Source organism: Epilithonimonas sp. (assembly GCF_032055105.1).
Classification (GTDB): domain Bacteria; phylum Bacteroidota; class Bacteroidia; order Flavobacteriales; family Weeksellaceae; genus Epilithonimonas.
This window is the reverse complement of record NZ_DAMBRK010000010.1, coordinates 1-20,204: the sequence shown is the minus strand read 5'-3', so window position 1 is coordinate 20,204 and position 20,204 is coordinate 1. Positions and strand designations below refer to the sequence as shown.

Below are 20,204 nucleotides of genomic sequence, written 5' to 3'. Positions count from 1 at the left end.
TTTATTTTATAAACTCAATATTATTCCATTTTCCTTCAATTGCTGAATTGGTTTTGAAAACCAGAATAATTCAAAATCTTCGAAATTTTCTTCAAACTGATTTTTAAGCTGCAGAAGACTTGGTTTTTTAGAACTTTCTATCGAATTTTCATTGAGAATTTTAATCAACCAATGTGCTTTTTCTTTGTCTAATTCAATTTTTAGAATATTGGTTTTCAAATGAAAAGTAAGACGTGTCAATTCCCAGGAATTACCTTTTTTAGTTTTAATAAAATCTTCTGTAATTGCATTTTTTTCTAAAAACACAACTTTCGAATTAGGTCTAAATTTTAAATCTTCTTCTTCCAAAAGCGAATCGTGAATATAATCCGGATGAATACTAGTCTTTGGAATCTTAAAATCAAACCAGCTTTGCAAAGGCATTTCAAAATTAATCCCGTGCATATAATTGAACAAAGATTTCTTCAATCCAAAACTAAATTTAGAATGATCGATTCCTGTTTTATCTGTAAAATCGATGTCATTATTGGCAAAAAGAATCTCTTGTTTTATTGGAGTTACACCAAATTCTTCAGGATTAATCCCCACAGGTGAGTGCGCTGTCATTGCAAACTGATGCCAAAAACCACTCTGTAAAATTCCCATTTCGAAAAGCTGACGAACCATTTCCAAAGAATCCACGGTTTCCTGAACGGTTTGAGTTGGGTAGCCATACATTAGATAAGCGTGAACCATAATTCCAGCTTCAGTAAAATTTCTTGTGACTCGTGCGACTTGATCTACAGAAACACCTTTATCTATTAATTTCAATAATCGATCGCTTGCTACTTCCAAACCTCCAGAAACGGCAATACAACCAGAAATTTTAAGTAAAAAACACAAATCCTGAGTGAAACTTTTCTCAAATCTAATATTAGTCCACCAAGTTACAACCAGATTTCTTCTCAGAATCTCTAGCGCAACTTCGCGCATTAGAGCAGGAGGTGCAGCTTCATCCACAAAGTGAAATCCCGTTTCGCCAGTTGAAGCAATTAATTCTTCCATTCTATCAACCAAAATTTTAGCTGAAACAGGCTCATAAATTCTTATGTAATCGAGAGAAATATCACAAAAAGTACACTTTCCCCAATAACAGCCATGTGCCATTGTAAGCTTGTTCCATCGTCCGTCGCTCCATAAACTGTGCATTGGATTAGCGACTTCTATAACAGAAATATATTGATCTAATTGTAAATCAGAATAGTCCGGTGTTCCAACTTGCGCTTGTTTGTAATCGTGTTTTGTAGAATTATTTTTGTAAGTAACTTCTTCGTTTTCAATTAAGAATGTTCTTTTGTAAGTTGCTTCGAGAGCCTCAGCTTGAAAATCTTTACTTACATTCTCATACACCAATTCAAGTGGTAATTCACCATCATCTAATGTTATGAAATCAATGAATTCACAAACTCTTTTGTCTTTAACTTCTCTTAATTCAGTATTTGGAAAACCACCGCCCATTGCGGTTTTTATATTGGGATAATTCTCTTTTATGAATTTTGCACATCTAAAAGCAGAATATAAATTCCCTGGAAAAGGAACTGAAAAACATACTAATTTTGGTTGAACAACATCTAATTTTTCTTTGAGAATATCCAAAGTAATACTATCAATAAAAGTCTGATTATCATTAATTTTAGAATATAATTCATCAAAAGAATTGGCGCTTTTTCCCAATCGTTCAGCGTATCTACTAAAACCAAAATCAGAGTCGATATTTTCAACAATATAATCAGAAAGATCTTCAAGATATAATGTAGCTAAATGTTTAGCTTTGTCCTGCAAACCCATATTTCCAAAAGCAAATTCCATATCATCGAGTTGATTGAAACGGGAAGCTTCCGGAAGAAAATTCATGGAACAAATCTGCCTTGCTAAAGTCGGATTTTGATTCTGCAGGAAAAGAATGACCTGATCTATTGTTTTGATGTATTCATCCCTCAAAGCAAAAATTCGTCGGGAATTTTCAGAAATACTTTTAATAACGACTTCTTTAGAGAATATCTTTTGAATTCCATTTTTAGAAAATAACGACAAAATCACTTCAATACCAAGATCTATCTGATAACTAGAAATATTTTTTGTATTCAGAAATCCTTTTATATATGCTGTTGCCGGATATGGCGTGTTAAGTTGCGTAAAAGGTGGCGTGATAAGAAGAATATCTTTCAAAAGGAATTTTTTGCAAAGATAAGATTTATAAACTTGGAAAATAGTGGCTTCACCAAGAATCGAACTTGGATCAAAAGTTTAGGAAACTTCTATTCTATCCGTTGAACTATGAAGCCAAAAAGATAGAAATAATTTTAATTAATTTTCATAAGTCTCAAAAGTACCATCTTGGAAAAAAAATACGATTCTTTTGATTTTTTTTGACGAATTTTCTTGTTTTTTATCAATATTTTCTAATGGCTGAGAATCGTTTAAAATATTTTTATCTGTCATTGGCCTAGATATATTAGATTCTCGTGGCTTAGTTTTTTCAAGTTTATCTTCACTTTCTGTAAGTCCAAAATTCTCATCATTGATTAAAGAGAACAAATCTGGTAAAGATGATTTTTTCTTTTCTACAATTTCTGGTTTTTCTTCGACAATAGGTTCTATTACTTTTTCGGAAATCAGCATTTCTCCTTGTCCGTTGATTAGCCAATCCCATTCGATATCAGGAAAGGCTGTTTTTATTTTTGTAATGAAATCTAATGAAGGTTTGTTTCTACCAGAAATTATATGAGAAATACTAGAACGTTGAACATTAATCTCCTCTGCAAACTCTGCAGGAGACAACTTAGAATATTCGATTACTTTTGTAATTCTATCATTAAAATCCATATTACAAATGTAAAGAAATTAATTTTAATTATAATTACATTTGTAATTTTATTAATTTACTTTTGTAATTGCCCATATTTAAACAATAATTAGTTAATATACAACTTGTTGCAGATTCTATTGTTGATAAAAGTAATATAAATTCACATCTATAAGCATTTGTGGAAAACCTTATGTTGAAAACTATCAGTAATTATTGTTCAAATTCATACTTGAATTAAAACTTCAAATTCTGCTTACTTCAAATTAAATTTAGATAATAACAAACATTAATCATAAAATCAATTAATTACGAAATTTTTATTTTTGATTTAAATTTTACAAACAGCAAAATAACAGTTATAAACAATGAAATTGTAGAAATTACAAGAATCCAGGTTTTATAATTCTTGTTTTCAATTTTTAATTGTTCATTTTCATTATTAAATCTAATCATTCTTCGATTCGGCTGATTAAAGTAGTCATCAATAACAATTTCGATCTTATCGACATCAATCGGTTTTGAGTTTTCAATTTTCAATTTTTCGAAGTAAGAATGGCTTAAAATATCTAAGGTTTTTAAATCTTCTTTAGAAGCTAAATCAAGTTTCTTTGTATTCATACATTGTTGTGAAAACAAAAAGCCTGTATCTGGTTCATTGTAAGCGAATATCAGATATTTTCCTTTCTCATCAAATATAATGTCGCAAGAACGAAGTTGTGAAGCGTAAATTGTCGCATTACTTTTGTAAAAGCCATCGTAATTATTTGATTTATATATCTTTCCAATTTTCACTTTGCTTAGATAATCATCAACATTTTTGAACCCGGATGGCGTTCTGAGAACATCATAAATATCTCCAATAAAAACAAAATCTGCTCGCTCAAAAGATGTTTTGATATCCGGATTTTCGGATTTACAGGCAAAAATATTGGTTGAAATTAGAATTGTAACGAATAAAATTATAGACTTTATTTTCATTGATTTTTAAGCTTAGTTATTTGTGAGTAGAGCAGGGAAGTGGTATCAGCATTGATTAATTCTTAGTAATTCTTATTAATCTGATATAACATAATCGTTGCATTATGAAAAAATATAGGTGAAAATATTGAAAATTTATCCATTGTGGATAACGATGAGTGAAAATAGAAAAATAATTGAAATATAAGACGTTATACATTTGTAATATTATATAAATTGTGATTAAAAATACGTTTAGTGTTTTGATGAACAAATCAAAGCCTATAACCGAAAACCACATTAAAGTAAATCTAAATTTATGCTTTATTTAAATTTGCTAAATAACTGATAATTAATGATTTATTATTTTAAAATAATTATAATGTAATCCACAAAAAAATCAACAGACAAAGTGACATTTGGTTTTGTTTAAATATTTTACAAATGTAAATAGTCTTATTTGAGATTAAATGTTATTTTTGTGAAAAATCAAACCAAGATAAAATGACCAATAGTTTTCCTTACTCACAAAATGCTGATTTCCCTAATCGCTATATTTCCCCTGAAAAATTATTTTCTTACCTACAGAGCAATTACAGCGATTATATAAAAGAGGTCGGAAAATCCAGTTTAGGCAAACCTATTTATATGATGACTTTGGGAAATGGCAAAACTAAAGTTGTAGCTTGGTCACAAATGCATGGTAATGAATCTACTGCAACTCTAGCAATGTTGGACTTGTTATCAATCTGGGAAAAACATCCGGAACTGAAAGAAAAGCTTTTAGAATTGATTCAGTTAGATTTTATTTTTATGTTGAATCCTGATGGTTCTGAAGTTTGGACCAGAAGAAACGCTTTTGATATCGATATCAACAGAGATTATCTGAGAATGTCTAGTATCGAAATAAAAATCCTGAAATCTATCGTTCTAGAAGGAAATTACGATTACGCTTTTAATCTCCACGACCAACGCACGATTTTCACAACTGATGGTAAGCATCCTGCGACATTATCATTTCTGGCTCCTTCAGAAAATGTTGAAAGAACCATTACAGAAAACAGAAAAAAAAGCATGGCTGTGATCGCGGCAATTTATCTGCAGATGAAGCAAATCCTACCTCACAGAATTGCTAAATATACAGACGAATTTTACCCAACATCCAGCGGTGACAATTTTATGAAAGCAGGAGTTACTCCAATTTTATTTGAAGGTGGTTTTTATGAGAATGACCTCAAAAGAGAAAAAACTCGAGAATATTACACGCACGCTTTATATTTTGCTTTGAAGGCAATCTCAGTGCTTAAAGGTGATACTTACAGCTATGAAACTTATTTTGATATTCCGCAGAACAAAGAAACTCATTTTGATTTGATTTACAGAAATGTCAAGCTTAATACAGAGTTCGAATGTATTTTGGATATTGCTGTACAATACAGAGAAATTTTGGATGATAACAAAAATCTGACTTATCAACCGTATGTTATTGAAGTTGGTGATTTGAATCATAAAAAAGGCTGGACAGAAATTGACTGTACAGATAAGAAATTTGTTTCCGTTAAGAAATTTCCAAAGCTTGATGCAATTGTAGATTTTATAATTGAATAATTTTTAAAGTCTAATCGCTGAGAATCTGATATAAAATTTTTTATTGAATATAATCTCACACAGAAAATAAAAACAGCCAAAATTCTTGCAAATTTTGGCTGTTTTTATTTATTATTTAATTGATAATTTGTAAAAATCATTAATTCTCAATTGATTAAATAATCCAATTTAACATAATATAAATTATAGGACATTTTATAATTATTGAAAAAGGAGAGAATTAGCTCTAATTTAATCTGATATTTTGTTATAATATTTTCTAAATTCATTCTATCTAAAAATAAACGATTATGAAAAATTTAATGTTAATTCTATCATTATTTTAAGCTTGAGCATTGCTCTTTACTAGAGAATTTAATAAAAATGAAAGAGGCCATAAAAAGCCTCTTTCACCCTAAGAATATAATAAGAAAAATTAATTTTTAAATTAAAATCCTTTCTTTAATGTATCTTCAATTTTATTTAATAAATGAAGATTAATAATTAGGATTTTGTTTTAATGCAGTACCAATCATCTCGTTGAAAGGAATTGGAAGAATCTCATTTTTACTAGTTACAAATCCTCTTCCACCTAATTTTGCTGGCGCATCTCCCCATCTTACAAGGTCAAACCAACGGTGCCCTTCTCCAGCCAATTCTCTTCTTCTCTCATCTTTAATAGTTTGAAGAGTTACAGGAACTGAGGCTAATCCTACTCTGGCTCTTACTGCATCCAATAATGCCTGTGCTCTTGCTCCACTAGCTCCAAGCGCTTCGGCTTCCATAAGATAAGTGTCAGCTAATCTAATAACAATATAATTCTGACGGAAGTTAAGTTCTGTAGGTCCTGTCAGAGGACTTTTATCTGCATTTCTAGGTGCAAATTTGCTCAAGAAATAACCAGTATCTCGAAATCCAGGAGAATAATCAATCTTACCTTCTGCTTTATATTTTTTAGCATTAATAATTGTAGCCTCTAGACGTGGATCTCCTTGCATAAAATTGAAAAGATCATCAGTTATTGGATTAAATCCCCAACTTGCATAGATGTCAGGCGCATCATTATTTGCGACATTATTTCGTTTGTAAGATATAATTCCTAGCATTACGTTGATCGAGTTTCCTTCATCCTGACCAGTCCCCCAGAACCCCCAATCTGCTCTACTTCCATTTGTATGCATCACCTCAAGAACTGATTCTGTAGTAAATTTGTTATCTACTTTCCAAAGATCCGAAAAGTTACCAACTAACTTATAACCATATTGGCTTGTACTTCCAGGTGTCCCATTCACCATTTGAAATTGTTCTGCAGCTTCCGCATTTTTTTTATCATAAAGATATATTTTACCTAAAATAGCTCTAGCTGATCCTTGTGTGATTCTTCCCACCTCGTTTTTATTATTAGGATCAAGATTCACTGGAAGATCATTAAGCGCAGATAATATATCGGCTTCTATTTGTGCATACACATCTTCTGGTTTAGCTTGCGGTATATTTAAAAAATCATCTGAAACTAATACTGGCTTAAGAATTAAGGGTATATTTTTGAACATTCTAAGTAATTCAAAATAATATAATGACCTTAAAACTTTAGCTTCTCCAATAAATCTTTTTCTTGTTTGATCATTCATAGAAGTATTCGGAATTCTTTCTAATAAAAGATTAGCACTTGCAATTCCTTTATAATAATCTTTCCAATAACTTGCGGGCATAATAATTGGATTAATTGTATAATTTGAAAATCCTTGAATTCCGGCTCCATCTGAAGAATTACCACCACCAGAATAGAAATCATCCGAAGCTCCATTGAAGAATGTTACCATATTTTCAAATCCACCAGAATATTTTCTCAACATATCGTAGGTAGCGACAAGACCTGTAAATGCTTGTTGTTCATCTTTAAAATAATTAGAAGCATCAAAAGCACCTTTATTTTCTACATCTTCTAGGTTACCATTGTCACAAGAGACACTTCCAAAACTGATTCCCATTAGCATTAAGGCGGAAATACTTTTATATATAAATTTTTTATTTTTCATTATATTTTAAATTTAAAATTGAATATTAGCTCCGAACAGTACTGTTCTCGCCTGTGGATAAAAAGCTCTATCTATACCAAATGTATCTCCACCTGCAATTTCTGGATCATAACCTGTATATTTTGTGAATGTTACAAGGTTTTCAGCTGTCACATAAAATCTCACTTTGTTTGCACCAATGGTTTGCGAAACATCTTTAGGAATTGTATATCCAATCTGAACCAACTTCAAACGTAGATAATCTCCTTTTTGTAAATAATAATCGGACATTCTTGTGTAGTTTTGATTACTATCGTTTCTGGAAACTCTTGCAATATCATTAGATGTTCCCTCGCCTGTCCAACGATCCAAAATTGCTGTTTGATAATTCGCTTCAAGAATATCAAGTCTTCTTAATCCTTGGAATATCTTGTTTCCGGCCTGACCTTGTGCAAATACCATCAGATCAAAGTTTTTATAATTGGCATTCAATGTTAAACCAAAAGTATATTTTGGTACTGAATTACCAAGATTTACATAATCATTTTCATCGATTTTCCCATCGCCATTGGCATCAAATCTTTTGAAATCTCCAGGTTTCGCAGAACCTTGAATTAGGCCACCACTTGCATTTCTGTAAGCATCAATTTCTGCTTGGTTTTGAAAAATCCCCAAATTTTGGAAACCATAGAAAGAACCATATGATTCTCCAACTTGTAATCTTCCAACGTTACCTAAAGTTTGGAATGAACCAAAAGGATAATATTCTCTTCCGTTCTCCAATCTTGTAACTTCATTTTTCAGATAACCAAAATTACCATTGGCTGAGAAACCAAAATCTCCCCATTTTTTCTTATAGCCCAAGCTTACTTCAATTCCATCATTATTCATATCACCAATGTTTTTAAAAGGATCATTCAATAAGCCTAAGTAACCTGGCAATTGTACTTGTCTCAAAATGTCACTGGTTTTCTTTCTATAAACATCTACACTTAAGTCCAAAGTATTAAAAAGTTTAAGATCCACTGCTAAGTTCAACTGTGAAGTCGTTTCCCATTTCAAATCTGGATTTTCCAATGTACTTGGTGCAACTCCATTCGCTATGACATTATCACCAAATGTATAATTGACATTACCAACCAAGAAGTTAGCAAAATAAAAAGGCTTAATCTCATCATTTCCTAAAACACCATAACCACCTCGTAGTTTCAGACTATTCACGATATTATTTTCTGGCCAGAAACTTTCGTTAGAGGCATTCCAACCAAGAGATACAGCCGGAAAGTTTCCCCAATGGTTATTTGCTCCAAATAATGATGAACCATCTCTACGAAAAGTCCCCGTTAAAAGATATCTGTTGTCATAATCATAAACTAATCGGGCAAAATAAGATGCTTTGTGAGTATGTATTCCTTCCCACGCATTGCCTATTTTATTTTCTGCAGAAACACTGTAGTTGAATGATGCTTCCTGCCAAGTATTTACTGGTAGATTCTGATAAGTTATATTTTGTCCTGAAGAGATATTATATTCATAATATCCTTGACCTAAAAGAAAGTTAACACTGTGCTGTCCAAATTTGTTTTGATAAGTCAATGTATTTTCTGTGTTCCATTCAAACTTTTGTTCGGTTTGTTTGAATAGGCTATTAAAACCATTCTGAGCAGCCGAACTCAAATAATTAGTCGGTGTAAAAGATTGATTTCCCCAGTAAGACAATTTACCATTCATACTGGATTTGAAAGTAATATTCTTGATTGGTTTTATCTCCGCAAAAACATTGGCGATAAGATCATCAGACCATCTATAATTCCCCATTTGTACTTGCTGGAAAGCCAATGGATTGGTCATTTCTTTACTTACATACTTGGAAATTCCATATGGATTGCCATTCTGATCACGCACAATATTACTGTTACCATAGTCTGCAGGGTTAGGCTGGTCAGCTACATTCCCAGTGACAACAACCGGCGTAATCGGATCCAAATTAATTGCAGAGCTCAAAGGCCCACCGAATTCTCCATTTTCATTAATTCCGCGTGCTTTGACGTGTGTATAAGAAAAAGTCTGTCCAATGGTTAACCAATCTAAAACTTTATGTGTAGAATTTAGTCTTGCATTGATTCTCTTATAATTTGAAATATTTTTCAAAACTATCCCGTCCTGATCGTAATACCCGAAAGATGAAAAGAATGTAGATTTATTGCTTCCTCCACTAATACTGAATTCTTGAGATTGTCGAGAGGCTGAATTAAAAATTTGTTTCTGCCAATCTGTTCCTACGCCATAAGATTCAGGATTCCCTAATACTGGCTGGAGATCGTTTGGAGATCCTGTAAAGTCATTTGTATAAGCCTCATTCATAATGGTTGCATATTGAGTAGCATTTAAAAGATCTAACTTTTTAGCCGCAGTACTTACACCATAGAAACCATTGTAAGAAAGATTCATTCTTCCTTTGGCTCCTTTTTTTGTGGTAATCAATACAACACCTCTTGCGGCAGAAACTCCATATATAGCTGATGATGCACCATCTTTCAGTATTTCCATCCCTTCGATATCAGATTGGCTAAGCCATCCAATATTGTCTACTACAATTCCATCAACTACCCAAAGTGGATTATTCCCTCCAAGACCGAAACTAGTGATACCTCGTACGCGAACTGTAGGTGTGGACCCTGGTTGTCCAGAATTTGAAATAACAGATACACCAGCGGCTCTACCTTGTAAAACTTGTTCTGGTCTTCCTGCCATAGGGGCATTTTCCAAATCTGATGCTTTGATGCTCGCAATTGCACCTGTTACATTGCTTTTCTTTTGAGTCCCATAACCGATAACTACTACTTCTTCTATCGTTTTTTCTTTAGAAGCTGTGTCATTTACCCGTTGTTGGGCTGAGTAGTTTGCAGTGAAATAAAGCACAACAGCTAAACCAAGACATTTTGGATACTTTAAGTTCATATTTTAATTAATTTTTGTTAATCTCAAACTGAGACAATAAAAATAGTTTTTTTTTTTACATCACAAAATAATTTTTATATTTTTTAATTTATCCTTTATTTATAGACAGTTGTGCATATTTTTTTTATTGATTTCTATTAATTTTTGTACTTTTGAAATCACTAAAATAGCTCCTAGTTGTTAAAAAAAGTTAAGGCTTCATTACATGAATGTTAATAAAAATCAAATTAAGCTACCTCTAATGCTTAATTTCTTGATCTTCTCAATGCTACTAAATAGTATGGGTGTGATTATCTTGCAATTGTCGACAACAATTTCTTACAAAGGTCTTGGCATTTTGGAGTCTTTTAAAGACATTCCGATGGCTATAGTTTCCTTATTATGTGTTAATTGGATTGCAAAAACTGGTAATAAGAAAGCTCTCATTTTTGCTTTAATTTTTATAATGATTAGCTCTATTGCTCTCCCGTTGGTTGAAGTTTTTTGGTTCTTTAAGATTTGGTTAAGTATTGTTGGTGTTGGTTTTGCTATTGCAAAAATTACAGTTTTCAGTATTATCAAAAATAATTTTAAGGACAACCAATTGGCAAGTGCTGTTTCCAGCGTAGATGCTTCTTTTATGATTGGAATCTTTTTCGTTAATATAGGTTTTGGCAGCTTGTTAACGAGTAATTACGCGCAATATTGGAAATATGGATTTTGGATTATTGCCCTACTAAGCATCATTAATGTTCTGATGTTAAAAAATTCAAAGATTGAGAAAGAGCAAATTTCAGAGAATAAAAAAGAATCTGGAGGATGGAAATTTTTTCTAAAACCAAAATTGATTTACTTCTTCATTATTGTTTTTTTTATGGTATTTGTAGAGCAGAGTTTCAATTCCTGGCTTCCAAGTTTTTTTAAAAATAATTTGAAAGTCAACTCTTATTTTGCCTTACAAGCATCTGCTTTTCTAGCTTTATTTTCTTTCATCGGAAGACTGGTTACAAGCCGGTTAATACTTAGATTTCATTGGTTCAAGTTTGTTTTGATTTGCTTACTTTTTGTCTTTTCAATATTGATTGCCTGCCAAGTTTTGATCTATTATTTTTATACGGATTTGAAATTTTTATTGATATTTATAATGCCATTGATTGGATTATTTTTATCACCACTTTTCCCTCTTTATAACTCAGAAATATTAAACAAAGTTCCAAAAGAAAAAACCCATCTTCTTGTATCAATTGTTGTCGTCTGTTCTTCTTTAGGAAGTTCAGTTGGATCTCTGTATATGGCTGGCATTTTTCATAAAAATGTTAGTAATTTTTATCCTTTATTTATTTTATTCCCATTATTAATTATATTTGGACTCACATTTTTTCTAAATAAAACGCCTATAACCTATGACCGAAATCAATAAGAATAAACAGAATCTTAGAGAATTAATTGATACCAATGATTTTGTAGAACACGTTTCTGTAGACTGCGTTATCTTTGGATTTCATAAAGATACGCTCAAAGTTTTGTTGCTGAAATACCACGATTTGGATCTTTGGGCTGTTCCTGGTGGATTTGTTTTTAATGATGAAAATCTGAATGATGCTGCCGCAAGAACATTATACGAGAGAACACATCTTTCGGATGTTTTTATGGAGCAATTCTACACTTTTGGAGATATCAAAAGAACTGAAAATAATACGCACCAGAAACTTTTAGAAAACAAAAATATAGAAGTCGATACCAATCACTGGATTTATCAGCGTTTTATATCTGTCGGTTATTATGCTTTGATAGATTACACTTTAACTTACACATTTCCAGATTCTTTCAATGAAGTTTGCCAATGGTTTGATGTCAACGAACTCCCAAATCTTGCTTTCGACCACAAAGAAATGATAGAAAAAGGACTACTCTATCTCAGAAAAAATATTGATTATCAAGTCATGGGAAGTAATCTTCTTCCTGATAAATTCACAATGAAAGAATTACAAAATCTTTATGAATCTATTTTGGGAGAACCTCTAAGAAGAAACAACTTTCAAAGAAAGATACTGAGTATGAACATCTTAGAACGATTAGAAAAACATTTTACAGGTTCGGCGAACAAAGCGCCTTATCTATATCGATTCTTGGAGGGCTCCGAAATTAAAAAATCGGATTTTGATAAATAATTTAATTAATCTCAAATAAAAAACCAGCTTAGTAACAAGCTGGTTTTGTTTTATATTAAAAGTTTTAATCTTATCTGTCATTCTTTCCATCAACCACAATCCTGTCCGGTCTGTTCGCCAGTTCCCAAGCTGTCGTGAAAACCAATTGTGTTCTTTTTTGAAGTAATGGGTAATCAATTCTATCAGGTGTATCAGTTGGTTTGTGATAATCTTCGTGGATTCCGTCAAAGAAAAATGCTACCGGAATGTTATGTTTTGCAAAGTTGTAATGATCTGATCTGTAATATAAACGCTGAGGATCTTTCGGATCATCATATTTATAATTAAGTTCCAATTTTACGGTTTTATCATTGGCTGCAACATTGATTTTTTTCAATTCAGTACTCAACATTTCTGAACCAATTACATAAACATATTGCTTGCCTCTGTTTTCTGGATCGTCACGTCCAATCATATCGATATTAAGGTCAGCAACAGTATTTACTAAAGGGAAAACAGGATGATCCGAATAATATTCCGAACCGAAAAGCCCGTGTTCCTCACCTGTTACGTGCAAGAAAAGAATAGAACGTTTTGGTCCATAACCTTTTTTCTTAGCTTCTTGGAAAGCTTGAGCAATTTCCATAACCGCAACAGTTCCACTTCCATCATCATCCGCTCCGTTGTAGATTTCGCCTTTTTTCATTCCAACGTGATCGTAATGTGCAGAAACTACGATGATTTCGTCTGGTTTTTCAGAACCTTCTATGAAAGCCAAAATATTCTCAGAATCAGGAAGAGTTTCTCCATATTTTTTCATCGCTTCAGACGGAACTTTCTGATAATAAGAACCTAAGCTTGCAGGAAATCCAATTCCGTTCTTTTTGTATTGCTCAATCATATATTCGCCTGCTTTTTTCTGACCAGCACTTCCGGTATCTCTACCTTCCATCTTATCATCAGCGATTATATAAAGATTGGTTTTCAGTTCTTCCCAAGTAATACTATTATAAGCATCTTTGAAACCTTTTCCTTCATAAGAAAAGTTCTTTGTTGAAGCACAGCTAGTAACAAGCGCAACGCCCATCAAAAAACCGTATAGTTTTATATTTTTCATAGATTAAATTTAATATTAAGTCGAAATCAAAGATTAATTGTTACAGAAAATTTATATTATTTCTCCGAAACTCAAGAGTGTTCCATTGGGATCTAGCAAGGAAAATTCTTTCATTCCCCAAGGTTTTGTCTCTAGATTTCCGTTGGGATGAATGGTGATATTCTTAGCAACCACTTGCTCAAAAAATTTATCAATATTATTAGAAATCTTAAGATAAAGCATAAAATCTGATTTTGAAGGAATCAATTTCTTGAACTCAAAAAAATGAAGTTCAGAATTATTATAAGTCGCAATCAGATAATTTTCATAATCCGCAACAAACTCGAATCCCAGATTCTTATAATAATCAATTGTTTTTCCTTTATCAATAAAAGGAATTTTTGGAATTATCTGTGATATCATAATATTGAATTTTAAGAGCCTATTTAAATTTACACAAAATATTTTTTAACCACATAATCACATAGATTTTCAGTGAAAATTAAGATGAAATAGTCAATTTTTGATTCTATTTTTTCTATTTCTAGATTGTATTTTCAGATTTCTATGTGTCTATGTGGTTTTTATTAATTTTTATTACGCCAATTCGTCATTCCATTCTCTGATAGTGACTTTCGCGATCAAACCTTCCTGAACAAACGGGTCGCCATTCACAAAAGCTTCTGCGGCTTGTTTGTTCACAAAATAAACTCCGCCTCGAATTCTTCGTGGCGTGGAAAAACGGCCATAAACTCATCCATTGTTTTGTCAGTTGCGTGTTCGTAAAAAATGACTGCTTTCATCATATGAATTTATTAATATATCAATGTAACAGTGTAATATTTCTGTGATTGGTAAACTGTTACATTGATAAATTGTCATAGTTTTAATGCGCTTCCAACCAATTATCTCCTACTCCAACTTCTACTAACAAAGGAACTTTGGTTTCAAAAGCAGATTCCATTTCTTTTTTAATAAGAGCTGTTGCGATTTCAATTTCATCAATCGGAGCTTCGAAAAGCAATTCATCGTGAACCTGTAAAAGCATTTTGGTTTCCAGTTTTTGAGTTTCCAATTCGTTTTCGATTTTTATCATTGCGAGTTTGATAATATCGGCTGCACTTCCTTGGATTGGCGCATTCACAGCGTTTCTTTCTGCGTGAGCTTTTACAACAAAATTGCTGGAATTAATATCTTTCAAATGACGTCTTCTTCCCAGAATGGTTTCTACAAAACCTAAATTTTGCGCTTTTTTAACTTGTTCAGCCATATATTCTTTCAAACGCGGATATGTCTCGTAATAAGAATCAATCATCTTTTTGGCTTCGGTTCTGGAAAGTCCGGTTTGTTCCGCCAAAGCAAAAGCACCTTGTCCATAAATAATTCCAAAATTCACTGTTTTTGCCTGACTTCTCTGTGTTTTTGAAACTTCACTCAAATCAATACCAAACAATTTCGCTGCTGTGGAAGCGTGAATATCTTCTCCATTTTGGAAAGCTTTAATCATATTTTGTTCACCGGAAATTTCAGCAATTAATCTTAATTCGATTTGAGAATAATCGGCAGAAATGATTTTTTTTCCTTCGTCAGCAACAAAAGCACCACGAATTTGCTGTCCTCTCAATGTTCTGATTGGGATATTTTGAAGATTCGGATTTACACTTGCTAAACGTCCTGTCGCTGCAACAGTTTGAGCAAAAGTTGTATGAACACGGTTATCTTTTTTATCAATCTGACCAGGTAAAGCATCAACATAAGTTGATTTCAGTTTTTGTAACGTTCTGTATTCCAGAATTGAAGTGATAATCTCGTGTTTTGAAGATAATTTTTGAAGAACATCTTCCGACGTTGCATATTGCCCGGTTTTGGTTTTCTTCGCTTTCGGATCAAGCTGCATTTTATCGAAAAGAATTTCTCCCAATTGCTTTGGCGAATTCATATTGAACTCTTCTCCAGACAATTCGAAAATTTTTGATTCTAATAATCTCAAATCATTTTCCAAATCAATACTTTCCTTCGCAAGCCAATTGCTATCGAGTTTAACACCCGTCAATTCTATTTTCGCAAGAACTTTCATCAAAGGCATTTCTACATCATAAAACAATTTTTCCACATTTTCTTTGGCTAATTGAGGCGCAAATAATTCGTATAACTGGAACGTAACATCTGCATCTTCCGCAGCATAATTGGTTTGAGTCGGGATATCAACTTCACGAAGCGTCAACTGATTTTTTCCTTTTTTTCCAATTAAAGTCTCGATTGAAACAGGTTTGTAATCCAAGTACATTTCGGAAAGATAATCCATTCCGTGTCGTCCATCTGGATTTAGAAGATAATGCGCAATCATTGTGTCAAAGATTTTTCCTTCGACATCAATATTGTAATTCTGGAGAACTTTGTAATCGTATTTCAGATTGTGAGCGATTTTCAGAACATTTTGGTCTTCAAAAAACGGACGGAAAATCTCAACCGTTTCTTGTGCTTCTTCCCTATTTTCAGAAATCGGAATGTAATAAGCTAAGCCTTTTTTGTAGGAAAAACTCATTCCAATCAATTCTGCTTCCAACTCATTAAGCGAAGTTGTTTCTGTATCAAAACAAACTGCTTTCTGCTTTAAGAGATTTGAAACTAATATTTTTTGCGCTTTCGGGTTATCAATGAATTGATAAATGTGGTCGTTTTCTGCGATTGTAGATTTGGTAGTAGTCGCTTGTTCTAGTTGTTCGAAGTTGGCGAACAAATCCATTGTTCCGTTTTTATGAACAGGATTTTGGCTACTAGAAGTTGATTGCTGGTTGTCAGAATCTTGAAGCTCTTCTACATACTCTTTATTTGAAAATGCACGGTAAAGATTTTCGTAAAGTCTTCTGAATTCTAATTCATCAAAAATCTCTTTGACTTTTTCGAAATCCGGAACTTCGAGGTCATATTGTTCTTCCACAAAATCAATGGGCGCATCACAAAGAATTGTTGCTAATTTCTTTGATAACAAACCTCTTTCGGCACTTGCTTCAACTTTTTCTTTAAGTTTTCCTTTCAGCTGATGAGTGTTTGCCAAAAGATTTTCCATCGAACCAAATTCCTGAATAAACTTCTTAGCGGTTTTCTCACCAACACCTTCCAAACCAGGGATATTGTCAACTGCATCACCCATCATCCCAAGATAATCGATGATTTGTTTTGGATCTTCGATTTCATATTTAGCTTTGACTTCTTCAACACCAAGAATCTCAATATCACCGCCTTTAGAACTTGGTTTATACATTTTAATTTTATCTGTAATCAGCTGAGCAAAATCCTTGTCAGGTGTTACCATAAAAACATCGTAACCTTGTTTTTCCGCTTTGCAGGCAATTGTTCCGATGACATCATCGGCTTCATAGCCTTCCAATCCAAGAATCGGAATGTGCATCGCTTCCAAAATATCATTAATATAAGGTTTTGCCAAAAGAATCGGTTCGGGAGTTTCCAGGCGATTGGCTTTGTAATCTGCATAATCGTTGTGACGGACGTTGGTTCTTCCCACATCAAAAACTACTGCTAAATGTGTTGGGCGGTCTCTTTTTATTAATTCAATTAAAGAATTGGTAAAGCCAAAAATAGCCGAAGTATTCACACCTTTTGTGGAAATCCTAGGATTTTTGATGAATGCAAAATACCCACGGAAAATCATAGCGTAGGCATCAATAAGATATAATCTTTTGTCTGTTGAAGTCATAAAAACAAAAGTAATAAAAATGTGATGATTAATGGCTGAAAGAATTTAAAATAGAACTATTGAATTCTGTTAAAAAAATCCTAAACCATTGTATTGATATATTGAAAATTGATTGTAATTTTGCACCAAGCAAATGAAAACACATCTACTTTCTTTTTTTCTAACAATCTATATATCAACCCTTCTTATTTCCTGCGCAAATTATGGAGATGCGTTGCTATATAAAAATAAAAATATAAAAGTATCAAAGGTAAAGACTATCCTTTATTTTAATCCTGAAGTTTTTCCCGATATTAATGAAATAAAAGAACCAACGTACACGGCTTTTCACAGTGCAACTTCTGATAAAATGAAATCTTTGGGAAACATCAAATATCTACAAGTTGATACACCAATTTCTTTTGATGATGTTGATACTAAAACTGTAAAAGAGATTTGTCAAAATAATAATGCAGATGTCGCAGTAATTCCAAAAGTGAAATATTTCAAGGTTGGATTTGGAAAGTATGTATTTTCTAATCAAGTGATTGTGAGCATGAAATTGTATAACTCCAAAGGAGAATACATCATGGAAACTTCTTATGATACTTACAAAGGAAACGGAAGATTACTTGGTACCGCTTCTAATTCTGTAATCATTGGAACAAAAGGTGCTATCCGAAAATTGGACAAAGAGCTAAAAAATTAGTTCTAGTATAATTTTTATTCACACTTTATTAATCTATTTCTAAAGAAATTCTTTAAGATTTTAATACTTTTGCAATGCAAAATTCTAAAAGATCGAGAATACAGAAATCATATTAAATCCAGCTGACGTAGCAGAATCATTGAGCAAATTGCCAGTGAAAGAACGTCTGTTACAGTTTCTGAAGTTACCGAAATCTGAAAAAGCGGATGTTTTCTCTCACTTAGACCCTGATTTTCAAGAAGAAACCATTAGAAGCATTGCAAGTCACGAAGTTTCTGATATCTTGAATGAAATGTCACCCGATGACAGAACACAATTATTCGAAGATTTTCCAGATGAATTAATTAAGTCTTCTATCAATCTTTTGAATCCGCAAGAACGTCGTGTCGCATTGAAACTTTTAGGTTACGAAGCCGATTCAATCGCAAGATTGATGACACCTTACTATGTTCAAATCCGAAAAGAATGGACCGTTAAAAGATGTTTTCAGCAAATCAAAAAAGTTGGAAAGAAAGTAGAAACACTCAATTTTCTTTATGTTGTAGATGAAAGGAATCGTTTGATAGACGACATTACCATCGGTTCTCTCCTATTGGCAGATGAAGACCAATTGATTTCAGAACTTTCTGACGATCATTTTGTAGCTATTACGACCACAACTTCCAAAGAAGATGCTGTTCCTTATTTTGAGAAATATGACAGAAGTGCTTTACCAATTATCACGGAAAATGGCGTTTTGGTTGGAATTGTAACAATTGATGATATCTTAGATCAGATCGAATCTCAAAATACGGAAGACATTCAAAAATTTGGAGGTTTGGATGCGTTAGACCTTCCTTATACTCAGACTTCAGTTTTTGAAATGGTAAAAAAACGCGGATTCTGGTTAGTTGTTCTTTTCTTTTCTGAAATGTTAACCGCTTCTGCTATGGGACATTTTGAAGATGAAATTCAGAAAGCTGTTGTGTTGGCGTTATTTGTTCCTCTAATTATTTCTAGTGGTGGAAATACTGGTTCGCAAGCTGCAACCTTGATTATCCGTGCAATGGCACTTCAGGAGATTGGTTTGAAAGATTGGTGGTATGTGATGAAGAAAGAAATATTCACGGGTATTTTTCTAGGAAGTATTTTAGGAATCATTGGATTTATGAGAATTGCTTTTTGGCAACAAATTGGACTTTTCAATTATGGAGAACATTGGACTTTTGTAGGACTGAGTATCGGCGTTTCTCTAATGCTCATCGTACTTTGGGGAACTATTTCTGGTTCTATGGTTCCGTTTGTTCTTAAAAAACTGAAACTCGATCCTGCTACTTCTTCCGCTCCTTTTGTTGCGACACTTGTAGATGTTACTGGACTTATTATCTATTTTTCTGTTGCAGGACTTTTTCTCACCGGAAAATTATTATAATTTCTCTTCTATGAAAACTTATAAACATTATGAAAACTCTTAGACCAAATGCTAAAAGAGCAAGGGTTGCTATAAATATGCTTTGGATTGTTATGGCAATGGATATCATCTCTATGATTTCTGGATATCTTCAATACGGATTATTACAATCCATAGCAGATGGCATTTTGTTTTCATCAGAAACTGCAGACAAAAATGACTCTAGAGAAAGAGTTATTGGAATAGTTTATTCAGTGACATATATTATTTCTGCAATTGCTTTTATAATGTGGTTCCGAAGAGCTTATTATAATATTAGCTTGAAGGTAAGAAATTTTAAATTTTCTGATGATTGGGTTGCTGGTGCGTGGTTTGTTCCTTTTGTCAACCTTTACAGACCCTATCAAATTATGAAATCTATGTTTGATGAAACTTCCAAATATCTTTCTTCAAATAATTTGAAATCAAGTAAAATTAATGTTAATATTGTTTATTGGTGGTGGTTTCTATGGATAATAAACAATATCATTGGCCAGTTTTCAATGCGCTATTCAATAAAAGCAGAAACTTTAGACGAGTTGATATTTAGTACACAAGCAAGTATTTTTAATAACTTAATAGGAATCCCTCTTGCAATAATAGCAGTAATGATGATTAAAAATTATTATTCTAAAGCAGAGGTTGATATTATTAAAATTAATGAAAGAAATACTCAGAAAGAAATTGAACCTTTGATATAATAAAAAAACCTTCTCGTTCTAGACTGCACCCAAAAGTTTAGACAAAATTAAATAATATTTTGATAGGAAAGA

Annotated in this window: 15 protein-coding genes and 1 tRNA gene; 6 read left to right on the top strand and 10 right to left on the bottom strand. The window is 32.5% G+C overall.

Annotated elements, in window-relative coordinates; all coding sequences use genetic code 11:
- Positions 1 to 6 precede the first annotated feature (6 nt).
- From RTY06_RS09880 to RTY06_RS09865, 4 genes are all read right to left on the bottom strand, one after another.
- Entirely contained in the window at positions 7 to 2,208 is a 2,202-nt protein-coding gene (locus tag RTY06_RS09880) for a B12-binding domain-containing radical SAM protein (RefSeq protein ID WP_312824590.1), read from the bottom strand.
- 44 nt (positions 2,209 to 2,252) lie between these two features.
- Positions 2,253 to 2,324 (bottom strand) — tRNA-Arg (locus RTY06_RS09875).
- A 22-nt stretch (positions 2,325 to 2,346) separates the two neighbouring features.
- Positions 2,347 to 2,865 (bottom strand): helix-turn-helix transcriptional regulator, encoded by a 519-nt coding sequence (locus tag RTY06_RS09870; protein ID WP_312824589.1) that lies wholly within the window; start codon positions 2,863 to 2,865, stop codon positions 2,347 to 2,349.
- A gap of 289 nt (positions 2,866 to 3,154) precedes the next feature.
- A complete protein-coding gene (locus tag RTY06_RS09865; RefSeq protein ID WP_312824588.1) occupies positions 3,155 to 3,826 on the bottom strand; it encodes a hypothetical protein in 672 nt (223 codons plus the stop codon).
- Between the two features lie 483 nt (positions 3,827 to 4,309).
- Between RTY06_RS09865 and RTY06_RS09860 the strand changes: the two genes are divergently transcribed.
- A complete protein-coding gene (locus RTY06_RS09860) occupies positions 4,310 to 5,413 on the top strand; it encodes a M14 family zinc carboxypeptidase (protein WP_312824587.1) in 1,104 nt (367 codons plus the stop codon).
- A 476-nt stretch (positions 5,414 to 5,889) separates the two neighbouring features.
- Here RTY06_RS09860 and RTY06_RS09855 read toward each other — a convergent pair whose 3' ends face one another.
- Complete coding sequence (locus RTY06_RS09855) at positions 5,890 to 7,431, bottom strand: RagB/SusD family nutrient uptake outer membrane protein (protein ID WP_312824585.1); 1,542 nt, start codon at positions 7,429 to 7,431, stop codon at positions 5,890 to 5,892.
- A gap of 12 nt (positions 7,432 to 7,443) precedes the next feature.
- Positions 7,444 to 10,371, bottom strand: a complete 2,928-nt coding sequence (locus RTY06_RS09850) for a TonB-dependent receptor (protein WP_312824583.1) — start codon at positions 10,369 to 10,371, stop codon at positions 7,444 to 7,446.
- A 241-nt stretch (positions 10,372 to 10,612) separates the two neighbouring features.
- Here RTY06_RS09850 and RTY06_RS09845 point away from each other — a divergent pair, with 241 nt between their 5' ends.
- A complete protein-coding gene (locus RTY06_RS09845; RefSeq protein ID WP_312824581.1) occupies positions 10,613 to 11,770 on the top strand; it encodes an MFS transporter in 1,158 nt (385 codons plus the stop codon).
- Entirely contained in the window at positions 11,754 to 12,521 is a 768-nt protein-coding gene (locus tag RTY06_RS09840) for an NrtR DNA-binding winged helix domain-containing protein (RefSeq protein ID WP_312824580.1), read from the top strand. Before RTY06_RS09845 ends, RTY06_RS09840 begins: the two co-directional genes overlap by 17 nt.
- Positions 12,522 to 12,591: 70 nt before the next feature.
- Here the strand turns inward: RTY06_RS09840 and RTY06_RS09835 are convergent, their stop codons facing one another.
- The 4 genes from RTY06_RS09835 to polA all read right to left on the bottom strand — a co-directional run bounded on the left by RTY06_RS09835 (position 12,592) and on the right by polA (position 17,314).
- A complete protein-coding gene (locus RTY06_RS09835) occupies positions 12,592 to 13,617 on the bottom strand; it encodes a M28 family metallopeptidase (RefSeq protein ID WP_312824579.1) in 1,026 nt (341 codons plus the stop codon).
- A gap of 51 nt (positions 13,618 to 13,668) precedes the next feature.
- Positions 13,669 to 14,019, bottom strand: coding sequence for a VOC family protein (locus RTY06_RS09830; RefSeq protein ID WP_312824578.1), 351 nt, complete (start codon positions 14,017 to 14,019; stop codon positions 13,669 to 13,671).
- A 174-nt stretch (positions 14,020 to 14,193) separates the two neighbouring features.
- Entirely contained in the window at positions 14,194 to 14,298 is a 105-nt protein-coding gene (locus RTY06_RS16195; protein WP_409450839.1) for a YciI family protein, read from the bottom strand.
- A gap of 184 nt (positions 14,299 to 14,482) precedes the next feature.
- A complete protein-coding gene (polA, locus tag RTY06_RS09825) occupies positions 14,483 to 17,314 on the bottom strand; it encodes a DNA polymerase I (protein WP_312824576.1) in 2,832 nt (943 codons plus the stop codon).
- A 133-nt stretch (positions 17,315 to 17,447) separates the two neighbouring features.
- Here polA and RTY06_RS09820 point away from each other — a divergent pair, with 133 nt between their 5' ends.
- The 3 genes from RTY06_RS09820 to RTY06_RS09810 all read left to right on the top strand — a co-directional run bounded on the left by RTY06_RS09820 (position 17,448) and on the right by RTY06_RS09810 (position 20,132).
- Positions 17,448 to 18,002, top strand: a complete 555-nt coding sequence (locus tag RTY06_RS09820) for a pyruvate decarboxylase (RefSeq protein ID WP_312824574.1) — start codon at positions 17,448 to 17,450, stop codon at positions 18,000 to 18,002.
- 91 nt (positions 18,003 to 18,093) lie between these two features.
- Positions 18,094 to 19,413: a magnesium transporter gene (gene mgtE / locus RTY06_RS09815; protein WP_312824737.1), complete on the top strand. Its 1,320-nt coding sequence runs from the start codon at positions 18,094 to 18,096 to the stop codon at positions 19,411 to 19,413.
- A gap of 29 nt (positions 19,414 to 19,442) precedes the next feature.
- Positions 19,443 to 20,132, top strand: coding sequence for a DUF4328 domain-containing protein (locus RTY06_RS09810; RefSeq protein ID WP_312824573.1), 690 nt, complete (start codon positions 19,443 to 19,445; stop codon positions 20,130 to 20,132).
- Positions 20,133 to 20,204: the final 72 nt, after the last annotated feature.